Source organism: Streptococcus varani, from assembly GCF_001375655.1.
Classification (GTDB): domain Bacteria; phylum Bacillota; class Bacilli; order Lactobacillales; family Streptococcaceae; genus Streptococcus; species Streptococcus varani.
Map to the genome: position 1 here is coordinate 204,360 of NZ_CTEN01000003.1, position 24,027 is coordinate 228,386.

Annotated in this window: 22 protein-coding genes; all 22 read right to left on the reverse strand. The window is 40.3% G+C overall.

All coding sequences use genetic code 11. From position 1 onward, the window contains the following. Positions 1–241 precede the first annotated feature (241 nt). The 22 genes from BN1356_RS07070 to BN1356_RS07175 all read right to left on the reverse strand — a co-directional run bounded on the left by BN1356_RS07070 (position 242) and on the right by BN1356_RS07175 (position 23,917). Positions 242–1,570: an ISLre2 family transposase gene (locus BN1356_RS07070; RefSeq protein WP_093650704.1), complete on the reverse strand. Its 1,329-nt coding sequence runs from the start codon at positions 1,568–1,570 to the stop codon at positions 242–244. A gap of 115 nt (positions 1,571–1,685) precedes the next feature. Further along, positions 1,686–2,015 carry a hypothetical protein gene (locus tag BN1356_RS07075; protein WP_093650705.1) on the reverse strand — a complete coding sequence of 110 codons (330 nt, stop codon included), beginning with the start codon at positions 2,013–2,015 and terminating at the stop codon, positions 1,686–1,688. A 12-nt stretch (positions 2,016–2,027) separates the two neighbouring features. Then, entirely contained in the window at positions 2,028–2,297 is a 270-nt protein-coding gene (locus BN1356_RS07080) for a hypothetical protein (RefSeq protein ID WP_093650706.1), read from the reverse strand. Then, positions 2,294–3,115 carry a ParA family protein gene (locus tag BN1356_RS07085; RefSeq protein WP_093650707.1) on the reverse strand — a complete coding sequence of 274 codons (822 nt, stop codon included), beginning with the start codon at positions 3,113–3,115 and terminating at the stop codon, positions 2,294–2,296. The genes BN1356_RS07080 and BN1356_RS07085 overlap by 4 nt, the downstream gene beginning before the upstream one ends. A 139-nt stretch (positions 3,116–3,254) precedes the next feature. After that, positions 3,255–3,839, reverse strand: a complete 585-nt coding sequence (locus tag BN1356_RS07090; RefSeq protein ID WP_093650708.1) for a hypothetical protein — start codon at positions 3,837–3,839, stop codon at positions 3,255–3,257. A gap of 14 nt (positions 3,840–3,853) precedes the next feature. Next, entirely contained in the window at positions 3,854–5,188 is a 1,335-nt protein-coding gene (locus BN1356_RS07095) for a CHAP domain-containing protein (RefSeq protein WP_093650709.1), read from the reverse strand. A gap of 13 nt (positions 5,189–5,201) precedes the next feature. Continuing rightward, positions 5,202–5,462 carry a hypothetical protein gene (locus BN1356_RS07100; protein WP_093650984.1) on the reverse strand — a complete coding sequence of 87 codons (261 nt, stop codon included), beginning with the start codon at positions 5,460–5,462 and terminating at the stop codon, positions 5,202–5,204. A gap of 13 nt (positions 5,463–5,475) precedes the next feature. Beyond that, positions 5,476–7,425: a virulence factor gene (locus BN1356_RS07105; RefSeq protein WP_093650710.1), complete on the reverse strand. Its 1,950-nt coding sequence runs from the start codon at positions 7,423–7,425 to the stop codon at positions 5,476–5,478. A gap of 10 nt (positions 7,426–7,435) precedes the next feature. Then, positions 7,436–8,083 (reverse strand): hypothetical protein, encoded by a 648-nt coding sequence (locus BN1356_RS07110; RefSeq protein ID WP_093650711.1) that lies wholly within the window; start codon positions 8,081–8,083, stop codon positions 7,436–7,438. Beyond that, positions 8,083–8,388: a DUF5592 family protein gene (locus BN1356_RS07115; RefSeq protein ID WP_093650712.1), complete on the reverse strand. Its 306-nt coding sequence runs from the start codon at positions 8,386–8,388 to the stop codon at positions 8,083–8,085. The genes BN1356_RS07110 and BN1356_RS07115 overlap by 1 nt, the downstream gene beginning before the upstream one ends. A 144-nt stretch (positions 8,389–8,532) precedes the next feature. Next, positions 8,533–8,817, reverse strand: a complete 285-nt coding sequence (locus BN1356_RS07120) for a BRCT domain-containing protein (RefSeq protein WP_093650713.1) — start codon at positions 8,815–8,817, stop codon at positions 8,533–8,535. A gap of 5 nt (positions 8,818–8,822) precedes the next feature. Continuing rightward, complete coding sequence (locus tag BN1356_RS07125; protein WP_093650714.1) at positions 8,823–10,937, reverse strand: pLS20_p028 family conjugation system transmembrane protein; 2,115 nt, start codon at positions 10,935–10,937, stop codon at positions 8,823–8,825. Positions 10,938–11,056: 119 nt separating this feature from the next. Then, positions 11,057–11,536: a hypothetical protein gene (locus BN1356_RS07130; protein WP_093650715.1), complete on the reverse strand. Its 480-nt coding sequence runs from the start codon at positions 11,534–11,536 to the stop codon at positions 11,057–11,059. A 99-nt stretch (positions 11,537–11,635) separates the two neighbouring features. After that, positions 11,636–14,785: a VirD4-like conjugal transfer protein, CD1115 family gene (locus tag BN1356_RS07135; RefSeq protein ID WP_093650716.1), complete on the reverse strand. Its 3,150-nt coding sequence runs from the start codon at positions 14,783–14,785 to the stop codon at positions 11,636–11,638. Then, positions 14,778–15,035, reverse strand: coding sequence for a hypothetical protein (locus BN1356_RS07140; protein WP_093650717.1), 258 nt, complete (start codon positions 15,033–15,035; stop codon positions 14,778–14,780). Before BN1356_RS07140 ends, BN1356_RS07135 begins: the two co-directional genes overlap by 8 nt. A 221-nt stretch (positions 15,036–15,256) precedes the next feature. Further along, positions 15,257–15,691, reverse strand: a complete 435-nt coding sequence (locus tag BN1356_RS07145) for a single-stranded DNA-binding protein (protein WP_093650718.1) — start codon at positions 15,689–15,691, stop codon at positions 15,257–15,259. 92 nt (positions 15,692–15,783) lie between these two features. Next, entirely contained in the window at positions 15,784–18,006 is a 2,223-nt protein-coding gene (locus BN1356_RS07150; RefSeq protein ID WP_093650719.1) for an LPXTG cell wall anchor domain-containing protein, read from the reverse strand. Positions 18,007–18,074: 68 nt separating this feature from the next. Next, positions 18,075–18,779, reverse strand: coding sequence for an LPXTG cell wall anchor domain-containing protein (locus BN1356_RS07155; protein ID WP_093650720.1), 705 nt, complete (start codon positions 18,777–18,779; stop codon positions 18,075–18,077). Between the two features lie 36 nt (positions 18,780–18,815). Continuing rightward, the gene (locus tag BN1356_RS07160) at positions 18,816–19,874 is read right to left on the reverse strand and encodes a hypothetical protein (RefSeq protein WP_093650721.1); all 1,059 of its coding nucleotides are present in this window, start codon (positions 19,872–19,874) and stop codon (positions 18,816–18,818) included. Between the two features lie 10 nt (positions 19,875–19,884). Beyond that, positions 19,885–20,232: a TrbC/VirB2 family protein gene (locus BN1356_RS07165; protein WP_093650722.1), complete on the reverse strand. Its 348-nt coding sequence runs from the start codon at positions 20,230–20,232 to the stop codon at positions 19,885–19,887. 90 nt (positions 20,233–20,322) lie between these two features. Next, complete coding sequence (locus BN1356_RS07170) at positions 20,323–22,167, reverse strand: AAA family ATPase (protein ID WP_176694249.1); 1,845 nt, start codon at positions 22,165–22,167, stop codon at positions 20,323–20,325. A 1-nt stretch (position 22,168) separates the two neighbouring features. After that, positions 22,169–23,917, reverse strand: coding sequence for a type IA DNA topoisomerase (locus BN1356_RS07175; RefSeq protein WP_093650724.1), 1,749 nt, complete (start codon positions 23,915–23,917; stop codon positions 22,169–22,171). Positions 23,918–24,027: the final 110 nt, after the last annotated feature.

Consider the following 24,027-nt stretch of genomic DNA (forward strand, 5'->3'; position numbering starts at 1 on the left):
GCTCAGCCCTTGACAGTGATACGTTTATCTTGTATCATTAATTAGAGACTGAGTAAGAAGGACGAGTTCTTACTCGGTAAGGCGGAAGGTGTTAGCGCACCTTTCGTCTTTTTTATTCGATTAAGTTAACTAGATTATAACACACGAAGACACACAAGGCAAGCACTTTTTGTCAAAACAGCACAAAAAGACCTTTATCATGAAGGTTTTTTATTATATAACTTATTATCTATCTTTTTATCTATAAATTATGGTGATTCCCGTATCTCAGGCGGCCAACGGATTGGAGTTGATATTGCTTGTCTAGCTTATTCTGATCTTGTTTGATTTTGCCTGCACTAAAAGACTCAAGAACCATATATTTCTGATAATCTTCACGCCAGGAACCAAAGAATAACTCTCGTAGCTGGTCTTCATAAGCTAAGACAATCATTTGGCTCATAGTCTCTGCTACCCAAATAGTCCAATACATACCACGCTTCTTCATCCTATAGGTGATCTTGCGATGTTGAGATTCCATAATACCAATACCTGCATGAGTGAAGCCCCTCATTTCAGCTGGTTTAGTGTATTGAAAATTGTTAAGTAGTTTTCTCTTGAAGCGTTCGAACTCTTCCATTTCCTCCTCAGTCAATACAAAGGCTTCTGTCGTATCTAGAGCTGTGCGTAATTTACTTTTTTCATGTTGTTTAATCGCCCGGAAAGCCTTATCCATTAACTCCTCCGAGTAAGGCTTAAAAAAAGCTTTTATAGCTCGATTGAGATGGTATTCATCCCAGAAATGCTCGTGTCGCTTGATTTTTAAAGCTTTGGCAATTTCCCTGAAGACATACGGAGTATATCCATGACCACCATCAGAATTGGTAATAAGCAGAGTATGATCCCCTATTTCATAAGTATTGTAAAGATAGTCCAATACCTGATCTCTAACTAAGCGATTATTCAGTCCAACAAATTCTTTCTTATCTTTCAACTCAAATCGATTACTTCCTACTTTATAGCTTCCAGTATGAACAACAAAGTGAGATAAGTCATAATTTTTATTATCTGTATCGATATCACGGGCCTTCACCATTACGCCATCACCCTCAATATAAATAACGTCCACTTTTTGCCTCTCGTGTTCTGAAATATCTTCGTAAAACCGATACGTTGCACGTTCCTCAAGTAATTTGTCACAAATCTTAACTGCCTGTACAACAGTCGGTTTTGTAATAATGATATGGTAAGTCATTTGAATTACTTGTGTTACTTTCTCATATGGCATCATCGTAGATAATCTAGCAATCTGATACATGAATTCCCAAGAGAAACGTACATTCTTTTTTAATCCCAGTTTTTCATCCACTGGTACAACCCACTTATCACCTTTTTTCCAACGCCGACGGCGAAAGGTAAACTCCCCAAAGGTAAAAGCTACTGTACGCTCCATAGAGTGGATACAGGTATAGCCTCTGGCCTTCATAACGGGAATCATCTCTTCATCATATTTAGTCACAAAATCGTGAAAATCAATGGCATTTTGTACAAACAACTGTTCTTTAAGCTCTCGCTCATCAATAGTCAACATTACCTTTCCTCCAAATTTAAAATAACGAGAACTATTTTAAAGATTCACGACCAAGTTTTCAAATTTCTTTTGATTTTGACAACAAAAAAGGCTTATCCCTATAGGATAATACCTTTTAACCTTTATTCCTCTCTTGCTTCCAACGTTCAAATTTAGGATAGACTGTTTCCATAAAAGCCAAACCAATAGGCAATGACATAAGTCCCCAAAATCCCCAAACAATCGCATCCGCAATGAATGAAAAATCTCCTGAGAAATGGACACCTACTGCAATCAAAAGAATTGGTAAGAACAAGACAGGTACAAATTTTAAAGACAACAGCCCCAAAACTAACAAGAAAAACATATTTAACCCAATTGTCTGATAAAAAACATATAGGGCCATAGCCAAAATTAACCACCAGAAGGTCTGAACAAGTTTTTTGAGTGAAACAAAAATAATCATGATTAGTCTCCTTTAACCCTTTAATTTTCGCTGCATTTTTTCCCACTCTTGGATAATCAATTTCTCCAGGTAATCAGATGCAGATTTAGCACTATTGTAATGAACGAGATCTTCCAGTTTTTCATAACGGACATCATGATGTAACGAGAAGGGAAAACGCCCTTTTTTATTGTAGCTATCAGGTGATTTTTGCGCTGCCTCTTTACGGGGGGGGGCACTTCGCCTTTTTGGAGCTTCCTTGTCAAAGTTTTCTTTTAATTGGGCAAAACGATTATCCGTCATGATACAACCTCTCCTTCCAGTATCGTTAAAATATTGTGATAGACATACTCTATATTATCATAAAACTTCTGATGATCTTGTTTTTGTTTATCTGTCATACCCTCACGTTGCTCAAAAACACTTTGGTTAATCACTAAACTCTTGGCAAGTAGTTCTTTCTTCTGAATAGATCCCAAGTAAGCCTCATCTTCTTGAACCACGTCTAAGAATTGCTTGCAAGTCTCGGTCACATTATTTCCATAGTACTCAATCTTATTGCCAATAAGATAAGCTGCAGCCTTAACATAGCTTTTCTTTGTAATCACTTCTACTGCTTCACTCTTGATATAATCCACAAATTTTTTGAGAGCTAACCAGGCACGAAAACCGTTTGTGGAAGCATCTGTTACCCCCAGGACAATATCAGATACAGCAATAAAATTCGCTGTTACTAGACTTTCATCATTATGAGTATCAATCAAAATGATATCAAACTGTTCAGCTAATTCATCGTAATGCTCGCTAAACCACATAAATAACTGAAGATACTTATTGTTTCGACTGGATAAGTCTAACTGTTCATCTGTCAATCGCTCATCACCACGAATTAAGCTAAGATTGTCATTAATACGGCAGACTTCATACTCACCTGTTGTAAAAATATCATAGATGGTCTTCTCACTCGTCACATCAAAAGAGTGGGTCAAGTTACATTCTCTAGCCCCGTCAATCAATAAGACTCGCTTATTTTTAACACGTGATAACCAATCTCCCTCGTTATAGGTATGGCTACTTTTTCCGCCTCCACCTTTATCCAGGTTAGTTGTTTGAATCTTCATAGAAGCACTCCTTTGCATAAGTAGTTAGATAAATTGTTATATAACTTTTTGTATCTCTATTTTACAATATGCTGATCTTTTTGTCAACAAAAAATACACAAATTGTTATATAACTTTTTGCGTATTTTTATTTTATGTTTTAGCCAAAAGTTCCTCCGATATTCCCACCAATATAGCTTATCAGCTGAATTTGATGGACTGTTGTATTGAAGTTGCCGACAAAGTAACAATTATCCTCGCCTTCTTTTGTTAGAACGATTAAAAATTGCACTACGTCATCATTTTCAGATGGTGTCACTTCTAGTTTAGAAACTTGATAGCTATATTGATTTACTAAAATTGCCATTGCCAAGGTTTGGATCATACCATCTTGGCTCATAGATAAATGGTTTTCTATGGTTCCTTTGACCTCTGTCAAATGCTTAGCTTCCTTAATGGAGTTGATCGTTTCATCAAATGATTTTGCAACTTTCTGTTTTTGTTCCTCACTACCTTCTGTATAAGGATTCTCCAACTTCAATTTGGCTGTTCGATAATTTCTTTCATCGACTGTTTCTGGTTCTACTGTTTGGCTAGAACTAGGGGCTGAAGATTTTGTTTGCGTCGTTTGAGGGGTATCAGTCTTGTTGTTGGTAAAGTTTCTATAGGTAGCTAGTCCTGAAAAGAGAAGCAATAGGCCAACCACGATCACAAAAATCATATTTTTTTTTATCCATTCTTTCATTGAGAGGTCCTTTCCTATTTTCCGAGTTTAGGTTCTTTACCGTCTGGATAAGCAAAGGTCGTGATTTCTGCTTTGTGTTGCTCTGGTGTCCAGATACGGTAATTCCATGTATAAGGTGTCTTGAAATAATCCCATCCTGATAATGGCGTGTTTTGTTCAACAATCAAGATAGAGCCATCTTCAAAGACATGACAGACAATTCCAGTATGGCCATAGCCTCCACCGCCATTTTGAGTTGAAAAGATAGCTCCTTTCTTAGGTGTTGTTTTGACACTATTTCCAAAGATGGTTGCCCAAGCAGCTGCCTGGTCTTTCCCATTTCCAGTGACAGATCCAGAATGTCCCCAGAGATGGTTGCCCAAACTAATGGTTAAATTAACGCATTGTCCAGCTAGAAGGCTACTTTCAGGATTATACCAACCTGTAGAACTAGCATAGCCCATCCCTAGACTTTTAGGATCAATGATGTACTGTTTTAAGCTCTCTGGAATGTTGTCTGGACTATAGCCCCAAGCTGTCGCATCTGCTGGAACTATACCTGTCCCATCTGTTGCATCACCTGAGGATGAGTCACTACAATCTTTGGCAGTACTTGTAAACGTATCTGACGGACTATCTTCTCCTGAAGAAGGGACTTCCTTGTAAGGCTTGTCACCATGAGCACTAATAGCTTCCTTGTCTAACCACTCATACTTCCTTCCAAGTGTGTTGTACATGTCAACAAGCTTGGTTTTATAGGTGCCATCAGTCGCCCAGCCACCATCCGCAATAGCTGAAAGGGTAGATATGCCATCTGTATTATTGATAGCCTTAGTATAAAGGGTTTGGTGAGCCATAAATTCAGCTTTGCCAACAATGCCAGCATCATAACTTGAAAACCAAGCGTAAGCACCACCCGTTCCATCGCCAACATTGGCTCCTGGTTTCGTTCCTGATAAGGCAACACTATCCTGCCCATAAGTAGCTAAGGTGACTGGAAAATCACTTAATCTTGAGGTTTTAACTCCTCCCATATTGTGAGCCTTCCAAAAAGAAGTTCCATTAGGATTGGAGAAGTTAAACCCATTTTCAATCATGGTCTGTGTGATCGAGGCAGACGGTAAGAATCCACCAGCTTTCCAAGAGAGAATATAAGCTTCTTTATGCTCCTTCACAAAGGAATCGATAGAACCATCACCTGAAGAGACTGAGGATCCAGTTGAAGTTGAAGTAACTACTTCTGTCGTACAATCTGCTTGTGAACTGCTAACAGCTCCCAAAATACCAGCTAGTATGGTGACACCAAGGCTAATGAAGAAAACGATTGAGACAAGGGGAACCAGTATTTTTAAGAAAACGATTTTCTTCACATCATTCCTCTTTCTACCACAGACCTAGAGCGGTTTTGAGAATGGCATAAAAGAGTAAAAAGATAATAAAGCCTATCCCTAATTTTTTTAAGCTCCTTAAAAACTCTTGATCCCGTGCCTTTTGAGCGGCTAATCGCTCTGGATCAGATTCCCCTTCAGAAGCGAAATAATCCCTAATTTCCTGGCTTCTCACTTTTCGGACTGTAATATATTGGTCAATTGCTTGTTTTCGTCGGGCAATCATGCCTAGTTTTTGTGGATTCTTGTTTGTCATATTCTTATCCTTCCTACTGAATGCCGCCATACCGCTGTACTTCTGGTGTTAGTAATTGTTGGTTAAAGACTAGATTGCCAACTCCAGCTATATTCATAAAGAGTTGACCTTTAGCTAGCCGAGGCAAGGTTTCTAGTTCTGATTGATTCATGGATCCCGCAAGTGCATTGGCAAGCAAAGGGACACTGGTCTCATCTGTCTGGACAAAGACACGATACTGCATGAGGCCAAAGATGCGTTGAACGGCTGTCACATAGGGATCTTTATGACTCCCTATTCCTGATTCAAAGAGAATCCCTCGAAGGGAATTAACAGATAAAACAACACCTGCAAAATTCTCTCCCATGGAATCAATCATATCAGCTAATAACTCAACACTGCTTTCATACTTGGGATTGATCAGAGTTTGAGCTTCACTAATGTTCACAATATAATGTTCCATATCCATCTCGGTTAGATGAATATTTCCCTTCATCAGTTGCTTACAACATTTCCCATTATTGACAATATCCGCTGAAACTAAGGATAATACTGAGAAGATTTGGGCATTTAACAAATGCGGTGTCCCTTTTAGTCCTGAGAAGTCAAAGGTCACCACTTGTTCAGAGGAAATGTCCTGAAACTCCGTTGTCCCTTCAAAGATTTCCGCATTTGTCGTCAATAACTCATTAAAGGTTTTGTAAATACGATTGACTGATTTGATTTCAATCTCATCAGGTTTACTTTGACTCATCAGGCTTCGTTTATAGTCATCCGCAAACAGAATAAAGTCTGACAAAATTGGATACTCCTCATTCACCAAATCGGTAGCTTTTAGCTTTTCTGGATTCAATTTAGGGTTGCGTGCCCACAGACCTTCTTCGATATAAAACTCATTAAGCATATCACCTAAAGTCGTTAAGTCATCTCCTGTCGCTTCAGTGTTCAGCAGTTTGAAGATACTCTTTAGTTTCTGGATATGAAGATTGTAGGATTTCTTCTTATCAATCTCTGTTCCTTCTTCATTTGTAACAGTTGGGAATACCTGGAAAATATTAATTCGGTTAGCTTCACCTGATAAGTCAAGAATTAGGCCATGTTGTAGTCTGGTCTGATCAAGGAAGGTCCCATTCGCATCAAAATTGCGAATATAGTTCCCCTTAGCATAGAGTCCGTCGGTATGCTTTAAAAGAAAGGAACGTTGACCCATTTTAGGGTTTCCCGAAAGAATCATAAAGGACCTGGTTCGACGTTCATCTCGCTCTAAGAAGTTAAAATTCACAGCTCCCTTAGTCGGTGTCCAGCCCAAGTAGACCCCACGTTGGTCTTCTAGCTTGGTATGATTAAAGAAATAACCACCCGCTAAATCATGGGCCCTAACTGGAATACCACGTCTGTGGTTCGGCAGGTCTATTTGATACTGTGCTGGAATAAATGGCGCATGGTACTCAAAGTCCAATTCACCTGAGAGAATCGTAGATTTGAAGTTGGAAGTCTTATCTTTAATATCCTCCACTTTCTTAAAGAGGGCTTCTTTAGTCGAAGCAGAAGAATAGTTCCGAACATACATTCCTAACATGGCAATATTCTTCTTGGTAATCTCTCTATCCAGTTGAGTCAAATCTTTGATTTCATCTATTTCTTGTTGGTTATCAACAATCTTGCTATTGCCTGTAATGCGTGTGGATTTTTCTTCTATAGAATCCTTAATTTCTTTCTTCAGTTCTTTATTGTTTGCTCGATAAAGCGATAAAAACGAACGTGTTCCTGGAATTAACATGAGGTCAGATAACCAAAATCGATCCAAGTCTTCTGACGGATATTCGTAGAAATGGAGCACCGTATGATAACCATCCCCACTCATCCAGGAACGGTCATCATTTTTGAAATCAATGTTTCCTTGTGGCTGAATACGACTGAGAAAAGCTAGATCATAGCCTTGTGCTTTTAGCTGACGTTGCCTACGTTTAGATAATTCTGGCATGTGTTTCTCCTTATACTTTTTCGTTCATGTTGTTGAATTGCTTGATAATTTGTTCCTTCTTGACCCTAGTGATGTCACGTGGAACAAAATCATTATTTCCATAAGATTTAGCCTTTCGAACCAAGTCATCTAACTCGGTTGTCGTTGGTGCAAAGAGCCAAAGAATGAACTCTGTATTATAGATCTCTTGTTGAATATTTTCTTCAACCTGGATTTCGTTTCTAAGCCAGTTCTCACGATCCAGCAACTGCAAGTAGCGACGGGAATCAGGCAATAACTTTGCTTTTTCTTGACGAACCAAGCTCAAATGATGGCGCAGATCCATAATCTGACTATCTGTATTGGTCGGTAACGTCGTCGTTTCAATTTGGATATCTGCATTAAAGTCCGTTAGCCATTTTTCAAAGTTATCAATGGTTCGTCTAATCTCGTTATAGGATAGTGAACCGAGATCCTTTCCTGGGATTTCCATCAGCTGAAGATAGCCATAATCAACTAACTGAATATAGGCTTGACGATTGTCGATAATCGACTTAACATCGAGTAATTCAACACAAGAATTAAGATCGAAGTACTCTTGTTTCTCCTTCTTTTTATCCTGCATGCGACCCAATGGACGTTTTTCTAACGATTGTGTTTGTGTTTGTTTAATAGCCACTACCGTCTCTCCCCTCTTTGATAATTCAGACTAACATAGCGTTTTCGTCTCCTTCTGAAGAAGAGAAATATGCTGTGCCAATTCTTCTTTCCACCATTAGTTGGTAGAACCAGATAAAGACACATCAGCGGTGTTAGAATCACAAAAGCCAATAATTGTGCCCATTGACTCGTCGGGAAAATCCTCGTTCCAACAGATACCGCCGCAACAGCTGAACCGCCTACGAAAACGATATCGGCCATCACTAGTCCTATAATTTTGACTTTGGCGTAGATGTCACGTGGGACACCGTACTTTTCACTCATTTTCTGTCTCCTTTTTATCTTGATAGTTCTAGTGTAAGAGATAATGACAATTCTTGCATTAAGGGGATAAATTACATCGTCTCTCCCTCTAAAAGTTATCGTGTGTACAAAAAGTTATATATCTTTATACACAAAAAAGAAGCCTCAAAATTGAGACTTCTTTACCATGTTGAAAAACTCTTCTTCAGACAGAATCGTAATAGCTTGGCCTTCTGCAATCCTGGATGTGGCAGCTTCATATTTCTGAGAACGTTTGTCAGGTTCAAAGAGATTTAATTGTTTATGACCTGCAATAAGGATATCTGTTCGAGCTGAAACATAGTTCTGAACAATGGCTCCCCTATCTTCCAGAAAGGAAATAACATCTTGCCTGGTCATTGGACGTAAACTCCCTGTAACGACAACAACTTTTCCCGCAACATCAATCATAAGCCTTACTCGTCACTTTCATCAATTTCAGCACCTCTGATATGCGATTGTCCCTGCATACGTTGAGCGGACTGCTGCATTTGTTGGCCCATGTAGTGCATTTGACTCATGGATTGCTGGAAATTGTGTTTGGAAGAAGATTCTAGTGCAGGTTTTTGAGGAATATTATTCGTCACATTGAAAGGAGCAGTTTCTCCAGCTGGTGGAGTTGGTTCACTAATGCCTCCAAAAGCTTCACCTGATGGTTCAGTAGGAGCTACGGTAGGATCTGAAATTCCTCCTCCAGATGGTCCCACATCTTCATTCATATCGCTAGGACCATCAAATCCTGTTAAGGCATCTGGATCAAATGGAGAGACAGGCCTTGGATCTTCAGGATGACTATAATCCTTCAAACCTCGATATACCGCATCATGAGCAGCTTGTTCTTTCTTTCCTAAATGATCAGCGACTCCACCCGCAAAGTCTTTCACATTGCCAACGGCTTCTTTACCCATAACCTCTGCCAAATCAACCATGTTGCTGACTCCACCTTTAGCAGCACCTGCGACACCTTGGTCTCTCACAGCGTTGAAAGCTCCTCGAAGACCTCCACCTGTGACGGCTAGACTATCCCCGAATTTCTTAGTTCCTGCGCCAATAGCTCCTGGAACTTTACTAGCGACATCCATCCCGAGTTGTCCAGCACCCATGGCCAGACTTCCAACAGCCCCAGCTCCAGTCGCAAAGGCTTGACCAGCCATCATGGCACCGATTAGCTGTTGAGCAGTATCACTGTGACCTGTAGAAACCCCAAGCCAGCGTTCAATCATGGTCACCCCTTGCATGGCTGTCAGGAAAACACCAATATAAACCAGTGAGGCCGCTAGACATTGTTCCCACATGTTGAGACCGTCAAAGAAGCCACCTGAGAGCTTTGTCACAGCAGAAACGGACAAGGTTGGTAAATCCCTTAAGATTTCAAGTGTTACCCGCATAATCACGACTTCAAAGAAGATACCTGCCAATGCTCCTCCCATTGTCCGTAATAACTCCTTATACTTCTTAGAGTTAGACAAGGAGCTATATCCTTGTAAGGGAGATATCATCGCCTGAATGATAATATCAAAAACGGATTTGACCAACTTGATAGCCATCGCAATTAAGAGCACAATCAGAATCACATACTGCATGAACATCCCCATCCAGTTGACCTTATAGCGCATGTAAACAGGTTCAAAAGCGTTTAGTTCACCAACAATACGATGTTCAGTAATCGTTTCAACTCCATCTTGATTGGTGTTTAGTTTGTGTAAGAAAAGTCCTTTTATTCCTTCTTGTTTTTCGTCCATTTCATCTAACAAATCAGCATTAGAAGCTCCATAAGTAGCCCCAAAATCAATCCGTGTCGCAAAATTGGTCGTATCTCTTTTATCTGGACTGTCCGTGATCTGGTTGACAGGCGTAGACCCTTCTTTGGGTGGTTTAATATACCCTTGATCATCTAAATGAAAGAGTTCTGTAGAGAAATCATTATCAATCAGGACTTTGAGATCTACCACATTATTCTTCATGGGCTGAATAGCCAATGAGGAATAATGCTTACTTCCCTCTGGAGCCTCGCTAGAAATCGTTTGGATATTCATGGCATCTTGCGCCATGACAGCGGAAACGGTCGTCAGAGCAAGTGGTAAAACGGCCGTGACCATGGTTACTAAGAGGAAGTTTGTAATCACTCCCTTATACTTGACTGGCTTGGTAAAGACACCTGTGATAGCCGAGACAACAAGAATTAGACTAAAGAGAGTCGTGCCGATCACCTGGAACCAATAGAAGAACTGGCCTATAACCGTATTATTATCACCTAAGTAGCCAAAGAGACCAAAGAGCTTAAACATATTGTTAAAGACATGTTCCAAACTAGCTGTAATGGAATATAGGCCCTTGGCAATGCCTCCTGGGATATAGGCCAAGAAGGAGAGGAAGGCTGGTGTCGGTTCCAGATAATTGCTCCAATACCTGTAAAAAGAAGCCATCTTCTCCGCATTTTCGCCCGTGATATTCCCGTTGGTTTTCCCATTTATATCTAAAAAGCCTTTTTCTAGGGCATTGACCAAGTCCGAATAAGTGTCATATGTCAAATGAAGGTACCTACTTTCTGTTATATACCTCCATCATAAGGGATAATGAAAATTCCTGCGTTAAGGGAAAAAATGACAAAAAGGCATCAAAAAAAGCCTCAAATTTGAGACTTTTTCACTTACTCAGCTGTTCCTGAAAAATCATAATAGCCAAAGCTACGTGGTTCCCGCCCTAAGTAAAAAATACGAATGGACTTCCCACCGTCTGATAGAGCAATTTGATACGCCCCCTCTGAATCATCAATCGTTGGATTTTTTTTACGACTGACAATAATCGTGAAGTTGTCCGTTCCTTTTAGGTGAGGCTCTAATTCCTCAATGACAGTTTGAGTTCCTGAAGGAATATCCTCCTCTGGAATAACTAAAAAATATTTCATATTTCCATAACTGTTAGTAATAGAGTTTTCTTTTTTATTAAAAGTTAATGTATCATCACCAGCTCTAAATGGATACCCACCTCCTGAATCTTCAGAGTAACCAACATAGCTATCCTTCAATTCTGTTTTGATGATATCTTCAGCTGATTTTTGACCACAGGCTGCTAGAAGAATGAGTGCGAGCCCTAACGTCACCAGACTAAACCATTTTTTCATTTTCATAACAACCTTCTCCTTGTTTTTAGTTACTCACATTATACCAGAAATAGGATTTTTTGCAATAGATTGCACACCTTGTTATATAACTTTTTATTTATCTTCTTACATCACATCATCCACAAAGAAGAGATCGTCGTCATCTTCATCCTCAAAGACTTCAGCTATAACTGCATGAGTTAGTTCAACTGGAGAAGTGAATTGAGCTTGAGCCAAAGGTTTAGAGGTTTGCTGCCTCGTTGCTAATTGAGGGACTTCTCCGTTTCCTCTCATACGCTCTGTTAAAGCCTGTCGCCAATCAATAATTTTATTGAAGGTACTCTGTGCCCCTACGGCTATATCCTGAAGGTCAAGCTCCCTATGCTCACTTTCTACTGGAATATCCGCCAAGGTCATAGAGTGATCAAACTCATCCTGAAGGAACATATAGCGATATGGGAAAGCTGTTTTCTCATGTAAGAAGATGGGATCGGTTGTCACCTTGCGACCTGCATTATCTCGACCTTTAACCCCACGTAGAATAACCGCTTCTCCTTCTTGTAATTTGGCTAACTGAGTAGGGGTTAATAGATCCTGCTTCGGATTTTCAATAGAAACATTTGGGTTAGCCTCGTCTAGGATATTGCTGGATCGTCTGCGACGGGTAATGGTTCGTGATCCTAAATCCTTACTAAAGCGACTATTGGTCTTATCAGAAGTAGATTTCACATAGATTTTAAGCGAACAGTTGTCTTGAATAGTTGCGGCAGTATTCTCACCATACTTATCAACCAGTTGTTCCAAGTTTTGAATCCAGAGGTAGTAGAGGATGTTCTGGCCAAGACCAATAGAAATCTTAGTATCCATGTGAGGAATAGCTGGAATATTGGTAAACTCATCCAGTATATGAAGAATCCTGTTGACACATTTGCGACCATTGGATAGTGCCAACTCATAGTTGGCGTTAAACAACTGATCCAAAAACAGGGATACAATACTATTATATTCTGTCCTATTTGGCGGTGTCACCAGGTAAATCACTTTAGGATTGTCTGAGTAAATCAAGTCAATATCTTCTTCCTGAAGAAGATTATCCTCTTGCTTATTCAGAACTGTAACCTTAATGTGGTCCAGTACAGGTTGCCTCGTGTACTCATCCAACTTAATCACCTTGCCACGTTTCTGATAAACTTTTTCAGCTGAGAATTGGAAGGTCTTATTACGAATAGTTGAATTCCCATTGTTTTCGTGATTAAAGTCAATGGTTACCAGGAACTGATCAGGTAGCTTAGGTTCAATCACATAGGTGAGATAGCCTTCACCATCGATCAGAGCTGTTGCTTCTTCCACGTGGGTAACTTGTCTAGTCGTCTTCCCCCAAAAAGATTGGCTAGTAATGGTAACCTTGGCTGTTCTATGAGCGTATTCGTTACGCATAGCGACATTGGAACTTGAACGGAACTTAATAGACAGCCGACGTGGGAAGCCGACGGATTCTAGATCAATCGAATTTTTAGACGTTAGTTTAGCGATGTTGTCTTGTAAGAAGAGGTTAATCCCAGACATCATGCTGGAGAAGACGTTTCCTTTAGTCTCTTCTGAAGCAAAGTCAGATGACCTAAAGTTGAGATCAGCCATATCCCTAAACTTAGAAAACTGTTCCTGATTGATTTTACGCAAGTTATCAAAGTAAACCGTTATTTTCGATTTCTTCTTCACTTGTTGATCTCGATCTGGGTTCTCAACGATTTCTCCAAAGTCATTAACAAAGACTTCTTCAGAACCCAAATCGGTCAAGAATTTGGCAATGTTTCGAACTGTGACAGTGTCCCAGGCATCTGTTTCACCGTTCTTAAAGGTTTCATTGGCACGGTCAATCAGAGCCATGGCAATCGCATTAAAGAGGGAAATGGAGGTGTCTTCCCAGTATTTAGCATTTCCATTGCCCACACCTGGTTTGGTTTTCCGATAAATAGCTTCTGCTACCGCATTAACCCTTGTCTGTGTCATTTCATAGTAGCCCTTCTTAGCTGCTGCTATTGCAAGTGCTAGAGGGTTATAGGACATGGACCAGTCCATGTTTTGAAAAGAAAGAACGTTGATATCATAACCACGTCGGCACATGGTCTTATACGATGACTGATAGTGTTCCCCTTTTGGGTCGGCAAGAACCATAGACGGTTGAATTTCTGCGCGACTATTGATATCCATAGTGGTTGTAATATGCCCTTCCCCCTTACCAGAACGAGTCATACCAATCCCCAGCATATTGGTGGTACTATCATCGATATAGTAATCACCTGAAGCCTTTGCATAGATTCCTAAGATTCTTTCCGCATTCGTCATATAGCGACTAAAGCTGCGGTTTTGCCAAAGCATCTGAGATCCTAGTGTTAAACCTGTGAGATTTTTTCTCGTCTCATGAAGGACTGGTACCCCACCTTCACCTGGATAAGTTTCTGTCTTGTTTGGAACCTTCTTGTACTGCTGGTGGATTTCCTTGACTGTCGCAAAGCGGTCATCCCCTTCCTCGTTATTGTTATAGTCACGATACTGTTCAAAGTTAACCCAAGCAGACCGCCAGGCAACTACTAGTCCAATAAGAAAGATAGGTACCGCTAGAATGGGTGCTATCACAAATACCCTAGCGTTAAACAAGTTATGAAAAAGTAAACTATCAACATTAAAGGCAATCCCTTGGCCATTATCTACTAGAGACATGACAGAAAAATAAAGAAATCGAATAGCAGCCCTTAAAACCGTCACAAAATAATTAGTCAACAAGAAAGCTATCACGCTAAAGCCAAGACCCATTAAGATAAAACTTCGAAAGGTTTTAAAATGGAGAATCGGCTTCATTTCCTTATCAAAGCGTTTCCTATCCTGTTTGACAAAAGGGAGCTTATAGATGATCCGAAAGAGAATATTACCTAGTAACAGAAATAAAAATGAGGGTATCGCCGTAACCAGTCGTTTCATGAGATCCCACAACTGCTTCCCTTTATCTCGACCAGCAGACTTCCAATCAATCTCTTGACGGTGCTTCCAGGAATAAGTGAGTGCTTTTCTCTTATTTCTGATCTGCTCTTTGATAATATCTCTGTTGTCAAAGAAATTTTTTATCAGCTGAAAAAGATCCCTCGTTGGTTTCTTTATGAACTTTATTCCTTGGTAACAAAGATACCCTATAAAGCTGACTAAGAGAATTGCATTGAAGGCGTTGAGTTTTGCTAGTTGAATGAGGGTATAATAAATCATTTCTAACCAACTAAACATACTGCTCACCTCGTCTATCGTCCAAGAATCGTTTTATCTTTTCTCCATAAAAACTGGAGAAGAGAAAAACTTTAAATTGCAACTGAGGTGAAATCAGTTGATACCGTTCCAAATAGGCATTGATTCCCTGCTCAATTCCCAACTGGACAGTGTATCGTCGACAACTTCTACCCTGCTTCAAATAATTTTCTACCTGAAGAGAATCCGCAAGCAAATCGTCTAACTGATTCTCTGTTTGATTTCTTTCCATAAAGAATGTTCCTTTCTTAATGTCATTATGAATGTATAACTAGTGTAAGGGATAATCAAAATTCCTGCGTTAAGGGCACAATTTTTAAAAATAAACAAGAAGTTATATAACTTTTTGTCCCTTTAAAATTTGATCCATCACTACTCCTTCTGGTATAATACATATGAGTTATTACCACACACAGAAATAGCACGTGTCATTTAGAACACGTGCTATTTTGCTTAAAAGGGCTCATCCGCATCCATTGGTTCTGGATAAGAAGAGACTGGGGGAGTTGCTGGCTGAGAAGGATTAAATTGCCCCTGCTTACGTCTCAAGGCAGCATCCCTACTTTCCAAGAAAGTAATCCCATCATGTTGACTTGGAGCAAGGTATTGATAGCTCCGACGTTGCCCCTGCTCATTCGTATAGGTCCGCTGAATAATTTCGCCTTTTACAAGAATAGGAGAACCTTTGGATAAACTCTGTGCCATCAGTTCAGCTTGATTGCCATAGACCTGTACGTGGAAGAAGCTGGTCAAAGGCTTTCCATCATTTCCCTGTAGACTCGCATCACACGCAAAATCAAACTTAAAACTAACATGTCCATTAGCTGTCTTACCAACTGCATCAGATGGAATATTAGCTACTCGACCATTGGCAATAAATTCTTGCATATTTTATCCTCCTTGATAGTAAAAGGCCACAAGTACCTTACCATTATTGTCTTGTGGCCAATTTGTAATGACATCAAATTATGATTCAGTCATTAGTCTTCCTTGCGTTTTTTGAGTCCCATAGCCCCAAGTCCTGAAAGAAGAATTCCTCCTACTAGTGTTAGGATACTTCCTGCTTCACCAGTTGAAGGCAAGACAGATGCTGGTTGAACTGGTGTGTTAGGTGTTGGTGGCGTTACAGGTTGTGGTTGTTCTGGTGCTGGTGTCGTCGTCATCTTGTAGTAGTGGACACTCACTTCAACTGGTGCTGGTGCTTCTGGAGCCTCAGGTGCTTTTACAGTCACTTTGTTCACTGCTACTTTTGGAGCTTCTGGAGCCTCAGGTGCTTCTGGAACGGTCACATCTAGATTTGTAACTTCTAGGTTTGGTTTCTTTGGCTCTTTTGGAACCTCAGAGGCCACCCCGAAGATACCTGCTACAATGGAGGTATTGATATGCCCTGGTAGGAAATGACTGCCACTGAAGGTAACCTTCTTCGCATCATCAAAATTGAATTGAATACCGTTGGAATCAATCACACCACCTGAAGCTTGAGATACATCACCAGCTCCAGCAGAATAGCTGTTACCTGATTGGTTGATGTTACGGCCCTTAACTACTTTTGAACCATCAAGGCCGTTCAAGGTAACTGTTTGACTGTTATCAATATCATTGAAGGTCACTGTTGAGACCGCATTACTAGTAGTCACTTCATAATCGTACGATTTGACCATGGCTAGGATATTTCCTGAATAGCCAATTGTTCCACCTCCAGTAGCGCCTTCTCCAGCTCCACCGCCTACAGTACCATTAGTTGTCGCAAAGACACCCCAAGCAATACCTCCGTCTTTAGCTCCCCAAACCGCTAGATATGTAGCTCTTGCTTGCCAAGCCTGGATATTAGAGATTTTGAGAGTGACATCACCATTTGTTGTATTCTTAATGGTTACTGTACCAGATCCATTGATTTTAAACAGGTTATCGAATTTTGCATCCGTATTTTGGTTACGATCCAAGGATTGAATGGCATCTGCCGCAGCTGTACGAAGGTTGCCCCAGTCAACTGCTGGTTCATCACCTGTCATTTTTTGCGCTGTACCAGCTACTACAGTTGTGTTTTCGGCCCATTTGATACCAGACTCTTGTCCTTTACCAGCTTGGTAATCCGCAAGTAACTTGAGGTAAGCATCCAGTTTTGCTTGTGCATCTTTGGTAGAACCATCTTGTTTAGCAACGCTATCTGCGACAGCTTGAGTATAGAGAGCGATATTATCATTGATTGCCTTGAGGAGGGCATCACCTGTCAAACCTTTGACATCGGTATATTTTGGTATTACTGTTTCATGCTTGACATCGATGGAAACATCGTTCTTTTTAGCCAGATCAATTACTTGGTCTTGACGGCCATCTGCTCCCGCTAAATCCGCTACTCCTGCTGATTTTGCATCTTTAACAGCAGTATTGGCTTGGTTGTAAGCTTTTTGGTTGGCTTGGTAAAGAGCTAGAGCCGCTTTCAAATCCGATACAGACTTGTCTTGAATACCAATACCTGCTTCAATAGCTGCCTTATAGAGATCCAGGTTTTCAGCCATAGCCTTACGCAAGTCGTCTCCTGTGAGACCCTTTGTATCTTTGTAGGTTGGTGTTTGATCTGTTGTGGTATCAGTGACAATCAATCCTGCTTGTTTAGCTTGTTCAATCAATTGGTCCACCTCAGCGGTTGACTTGTCTAAAGCCTCTTGGCCTTCTTTGGTTACCGCTTCATGTTCAGCACTGGTTTCTTCATAAGCCTTTTGATTGTCTGCTTGTTTGGCAGTGGCTTGTTTAACAGCTTGATCCTGTTTATTCAAGTCTGTTAATACTTCAGAAGTCTTCTCAGCAGCATTAGCATCGTCAATAACAACTTCTTGAGGTTCTCCTTCAGTTACAACGACACCTGTATTTTTAGCAGTATCTACGTTTCCTTTTAACGTATCTTGTGCATCCTCAACCGCTGTCACAGCTTGGTCCTGTGTTACACTTGTAGGAACAGAGGTCGGAATATCACTTGTAATAGCTGGAGCTTCTGTATTAGTGGCTGGTTGTTCAACGGATGGTGCCACCACCTCTGTAGCTGGTTCTGCTGGTGTAGAAGTGACTTCGTCTGCGGATACGGATCCAGCTCCCATCAATACTGCCGTTGTCGCAAGGGCAATCCCATATTTAGCCAGTAGGGCTGAATGAGTCCCTGTTTTGAATGTGCGAAGTGAGAAAATTTGTTTTGTTTCTTGATTCATGGTGAATCTCCTTTTTCTTTTTTGTTTTTTAGTTTTACGACATCTCGGTCATAGTTGGTTGATTAGTGTTAAATGATTTTCTTTTTCTTCAGGAAGCCTAAGCTCGTTAGAATGACTGTGCCCAGTAGACTAAACAAACCTCCTGCTTCTTCACCTGTTTGAGGCAGGGTCTTGACTTCTCCTGAAGCAGCTTTCACGGTTACGGTACCGTCCGCATTGGTAGCACCTCCTACCTCTTCAGCATTGACAGTCTGTGTACTACCATCATTATTTTGGATCACAACCTGGCTGTTTTGCGTCCCAACCACTGTCTGCCCACCTGGTGTTTCAAATGGATTAAAGGTCACGACTGGTTCTGGAATGGGTTTGATCGTTTGAGGGGCTTCCCCTGTAGAAGGTTCTGTTGGGACTGGAGTGGTCTGTCCATTGCCGTCAGACGGTGGCGTGACAGGCTCCTCTGAAGGTGGGGTTGGATCTTCTGTTTTTGGTTCTTCAGTTGTTTGTGGTGTAGATGGATCCGTAGGTTCTACAGGAGGAGTCGGATTAGCAGGTTCAACTGGTTCTGTAGGAGTCGTAGGCCCTGTTGGTGTCTCGACAGGCTGTGTCGGTTCTGTAGGTGTTTCCACTGGAGCAGATGGCTCTACTGGAGTCACTACTTCTGTTGAGGGTGAAGAAGGATCAACTGGTGTCACTTCATCAGCTGAAACCAAACCAGCTTGAGCTAAGGGAAGGGTTGATAATGCAAGAGCAGATAAGATTTGTTTCTTTGTCATATTTCTTTTCCTTTTTCTTTATTTGATATAGGCTGACTACTTCGGTTCTGTCGTTATGACATAACCATATTTTGCAGAATCAGATTTCTTAATAGTAAAACTTAAACGAATACTTGAAGCCTTTTCTCCTTCTTTGATTAATAGAACGTAAGTAGGCCTATACTCTTTCGTTTCTGAATCATAGGACAGTTTTTCAAGAATAACTGACTGTAAGATTCCCTCTTTGGGAACTGTATATTTAGCATCTCCATCCGAAAGAAAATCTACCAAGTTCTCCTTCTTACCAGAATAATAATTTGGTAAGAAATAGCGACTGAAAACATCTATTTGATGCTCTTCGTCAAGTAATTTTTGAGTACTTTTCAACTCTTGATAAAGATAGGTTACTTGTTCTTTATGCTTAGATAATTGCATATGCGAGAGTACAGATAAAACCATTCCCCCAATAGCTAAAGCTCCTAGTAGTCCCACAAGCAAATAAATCATCTTTAAAGATTTCTGCTTAGGGGCTTTTACTCCAACTTGTGGAGTAACTCCAGTAGAGTGACGTGGCTGTTGCTTTTGTCGAGGGAAAACAGTTGAAATTTCTTCTCCTTCTTCTGGGAAAAGAGGTAAGGCTGACTCTTGAATGCCTAAACTAGCTTTATAAGCTGGATAAATTTGATTGACAAAATACTCCCGCTTTTCTTGGTAGGTATAAGATCGGAAGTCTTGACCTGTCATAATTGATTGAATCAGTGGTAAGAGTAAATTCTGATACCGTTGATCAATGATAAATGGACTGGCAAAGACTTCTCCTTCAGAGACAGCCTCCTTCCCCTCCAGGTGACAGATTGCTACCTTGTTCAGTTCTACGTGCCCATAAGCCTCTTGTAAAGCTTGAAAGAGTAGCTCTGCCTGATAAAAGGTCATATAAGGCAAGGACTCTTCAATCGTATGTTGGAAGAAATCTAAATATTGTTGATCCAGTCCTTCAATAATCCCAAGTAGCTCGCTATCATCTTCTGGAGATTTACCTTCTTCCCAGGTGATTTCTATAAACAACTCATCTGTCCCCACGCATTTATGACTTTTCTTAAAAGGGATAAATGCCATAGTCGCCACCTTAACCCTTCACAAAGTTAAAGCCCCACTCAACGATACTTGGCCCAGCAGAAACCGCAATAATGGCTATTGCAATAGCCAGCCAATGTTTTTTGATAGCAGCTTTAACCTCACGACCACCAAAACCATAAACTAGTCCAGTTACTACAACAGCCAAGCCTAGAGTCACAACGCCAATTCCTTGAACTTTAGTGATCCCTTGTTGAGCCAAAGCATCTGTTTTGGCGAATGGATCATCCGCATAAGCTGTGTTGGTCAGGAATCCTGACAGAAAGAGTGATAAACTAAGCAAATAGCCTTTTCCTTTCGTTTTCACTTTACTAAAATAATTTGCCAATTTGTTCTCCATAGAAAACCTCCTTTATTTTATTGACATTATTAGTGTAAGGGATAATCAAAATTCTTGCGTTAAGGGCAAAAATTTTAGAGAAAAATTTTTTCAGCTGAAAAGAGAACTCACTTTTTCTTCTCTTTCCTCCTCAATATCTAATTGAATTTGCCTAAAATCTTTTCGGTGTTGATTGTCAGGAGCCTCTCCTTCGACCCATAAATGGACATTATAGGTCTGCCTGCTTCTATCCAATGAAAGGCTTTTAGTTGAAATAGGAGCTAATACTTTTCGTTTAATCAAACGCTCCAAAGGACGGGCTCCATTTTTCACATCTGTTCCCACATCAGATAAATATTGAATTAAACTAGGTTCATAGGAAAGTCTTAGGTTTTGACGGTGCATACGACCAGCTATTTCAGATAGATTTTTCTCGGCTATTGCTTCAATCACATCACGTTCTAAAAGATTGAAGATCAGTTTATTTTCAATTCGGTTTAAAAATTCTGGTCTAAACTCATTTTGTAACTCACTCTCCATCGACTTTTCAAATTGTTGGCGATCACGGTCAGTCAAATCTTTAAAGTTTCCTTTCAACTCCCACTTATTGATAATTTTTTTAGCTCCAATATTAGTTGTCATAATTACAATGGTATTTTTAAAACTGATCAAACGCCCTGAGCTATCTGTTAAGCGACCATCATCTAATACCTGAAGAAAGAGATCCATGACTTCACTATGTGCTTTCTCAACTTCATCTAGCAACAAGACAGAATAGGGTTTACGTTTAATCCCTTCAGTTAGCTGTCCTTTTGTTCTCGTTTCACGATTACCGATTAGCTTGGTCACATCTTCCTTCTGCTTATATTCAGACATATCAAAACGAATCATGGCATTCTCATCATCAAAAAGGGCTTCCGCAATAGCCTTGGCCAACTCTGTCTTTCCAACTCCAGTTGGACCAAGAAAAAGGAAGGAGGAAATCGGCTTGTTTTCATCTTGTAATCCAGCTTGAGCAATCGTCACAGCATCCACAACGGCATCAATCGCATCTTCTTGTCCTTTAACACGAGCCATCAACTTTTCCTTGAAACCATCTAATCGTTCTTTGTCACCCTTTAAAATCGTAGTGACTGGTATGCCCGTTTTATCCTTCAAAACCTGGGCAATATCTTCCTCTGTCACCTTATCTTTTCCCTCAGCAGAGGCAATCGTGGAGGCTTCATCAATTAAATCAAAGGCCTTATCTGGTAAGAATTGATCTGTAAGATAACGAACAGATAGACGGACAGCCTGTTGAACGGCTTCAGAAGAAATCTGAACTCCATGAAAGGTTTCGTAAATGACTTTGGCCTGCTCTATTATAGTTGTTGCTTGTGAAATAGTAGGCTCTTCTATCATAACTGGCTGCATCCGACGTTCTAAGGCTCTATCCATTTCAATATAGTCATGAAACTCATCTAAAGTAGTTGCGCCGACCAGCTGAATATCGCCACGTGCCAAGACGGGCTTAATCACATTTCCTGCATCGAGTGCTTGGCTATCTTGGCTACCTGCTCCAACAACCGTATGAAATTCATCTACAAAGAGAAGATTATGCCCACGTGTGCCAACCATCTCCTCAATAATCTTCTTAAACTTAGCAATGAATCCACCATCTTCTTCACTCATCAAACTAGAAAGCTCTAGGGAACGAACCGTTAACTCTTGTAAAGCTTTTGGAACCTGATTACGTAAAATAGCAAGTGTTAATCCTTCAACAATAGCTGTTTTTCCAACACCTGCTTCTCCGACCAGAATAGGATTGTTCTTGGTTCGTCTGAGAAGAGAGATAATAACAGCTTGAACTTCCTTGTCTCGTCCATAAACTTGATAATCGTCCGATTTTTTAGCAATCTTAGTACTTAGATTATCCGTATACTTATCAAGATATGGGGTCTTCACTTCATTTTCCACTTCAATCACTCCTTCCCTTTGCAGTAGCAACCTGATTCGCCAACTTTTCTTTGATCGCTTCCACAAACTCACGTGGATTAATCTCCCCCTCACCAATTTGAGAGAGGAATAACTCCCAGCCCCCTGTTGTCTCAGGACTGGCAAACTCATTATCATAGAGGTAATGGATCAAGAGATAAGCTTTATTTGTTGGAAATAACTGGCCTGTTTTTTTATTCTTCGTAATGTATCCTCTATCCTGAATTGTTTTTAGCATAGCTGCTCTGGTTGCCTGTGTCCCTAATCCATACTTTGGTAAAATCTCACTGATTAATTGACTCTCCGTTATTCTCTTAGGTGGTTTAGTCACTCCTTCAAGAATGATGGCTTTGGTCTCAATCTGATCTCCTACACGATAATCTGGTAACTCAACATCCCCTTTTAGTTTTTGTTGGCTAAAGGCTGCCCAACCTGGAACAAGCATTTGACGACCAGTTGTCTTAAAGACCATCCCCTGGTTTTCTACTTCAACTGTTGTCGTTAAATAGCGACAATCTGCCGCAAACATCAGAAGCGTTCTACGGACAACTGCTTCATAGATTAACCGCTCATCTGGTTTCAAAGTCACTAGATTAGGAATATGTTCAGTTGGTACAAGGGCATAGTGACTTGTTTTAGCGACTTTTTCAGGGTTAACATAATTTTTCCTTGGTTCTAAGTTGACTGCCTCAAAAGAGCAATTAACAGCCTCCTGATAACTCTTTAAGTGAGTTTTCAGATAATCAAACTCCTCTTCCGTGATAAAACGAGTATCTGTCCGAGGATAAGACAAATATTTTTTCAAATAGAGGCTTTCAATTAGACTTTCCGTTTTAGTTGGTTCAAATCCCCACTGTTTAGCGGCTAGCCCTTGAATATCGGAGAGATTAAAGAGAGTTGGTGCTAGTCTTTGATTCTCTTCTGTTTCAACTGAAGAAACGGTAGAATCCGCACTTAGTTGTCGTGACATCGTAAGAATAGCCTCACTATCTGAATACTTCTCCTTGTTTGAGAAGATTATCCCTGTTTCCTTATCTTCTATCTGTAATTTCCAATAAGTTTTTGGTCTGAAGTTTTGAATCGTTAAATCATTCTCACAGATTAAACGGACACCAGGAGTTTGAACACGACCAACCGATAAGCTATTCCCTTTTCCTTTTGGAAGCCTTCCCTTGTTTTGAAGTTCCAACGTGACCAAGGGTGATAGATTCATCCCCACTAACCAATCAGACTGTGCACGTGCTTCAGCTTCAAGATAGTAATTATAGGTTTCTAACGGTTCCCTTAAATTTTGAAAAGCTTTCTGTAGGGCTCTGGTTGTCAATGAATTGACCCATAAGCGCTTTGTAACCTTTTTCTTTCCCTCAGGAATATGAGATAGAATGGAATAGGCAATCCGCTCTCCTTCTCGATCAGAGTCCGTACCGATAATCACCTGATCCGCTGCCATTACTTCCTGATAAATCTGCTTGAAGGTTTCTTTAGAAGTTTTATCCTGTTTCAAGGTTTGCTTAAAAGAAACATCGATCAAAGGCAACTTATTCAAATCCCAATTATCTTTTGGTAATCCGTATTCAAACAAATGACCTTCCGCAGCAATAATATGCACTTCATCTGAAAAATAGGGTGTCTGTTTGACAATGTGTACTTTTCCTTGTTTACTAGCTCTTCCTAAACTCTCTGCATAAGCTACAGCTTGAGTTTCTTTTTCAGCTAGAATAACTGTTACCATATAACCTCTCTCCTTTTTAACTTGATAGTTCTAGTGTAAGAGATAATCAAAATTTCTGCGTTAAGGGAATTAGTTAGAGCAACGTTGAAAAAGTTATATAACTTTTTGTA